A 519-nucleotide genomic window follows, 5' to 3' on the forward strand; every position below is an offset into this window, starting at 1 on the left:
CACCATGGTCGGGCAATGGTGGCTGGGCGTGACGAAGACGAAGCCGGAATCCTGCGGGATCGAGGAGGTCACGATGCCGGACTGGTCGACCGGGACCGGCTGGATGTCGGCGCCCGCAAGGCGGAAGATCGAGCGGGCATCCGGATAGCCGGGATCCTCCATCGCCACTTTCGAGCCTTTGGTCATCAGCAGCGAGGCGAGCATATAGAGCGCGTTCTGGGCGCCGAGCGTGACGATGATCTCATCCGGATTGGCGAAGATGCCGCGCCGCGGCAGGAGCCGCGCCTGGATCTGCTCGATCAGGAGCGGATCGTCGCGGTCGACCATGTCGGATGCCCAGTTGCGGATCTCCAGAACGGCGAGCGCCATGCGGTTGCATTCGCGCCATTCGGCCGTCGGGAACAGCGCCGGATCGAACTGGCCGTAGACGAAGGGGTAGGACGACTTGATCCAGTTGTCGTGCTTGGCCGGCGGCGGCATGTCGCTGGCGGCGATCTGCCGGCGCGCCTTCCAGTCGAT

At 65.7% G+C, this 519-nt stretch carries 1 protein-coding gene; it reads right to left on the minus strand.

The genetic code is table 11. The features are described 5' to 3' along the window. Positions 1-519, minus strand: a 519-nt coding sequence (locus tag EN745_RS35630) for an aminotransferase class I/II-fold pyridoxal phosphate-dependent enzyme (protein WP_127423363.1), incomplete at both ends; no start/stop codon positions are given.

Origin of the sequence: Mesorhizobium sp. M4A.F.Ca.ET.022.05.2.1, assembly GCF_003998845.1 — a bacterium.
Taxonomy (GTDB): domain Bacteria; phylum Pseudomonadota; class Alphaproteobacteria; order Rhizobiales; family Rhizobiaceae; genus Mesorhizobium.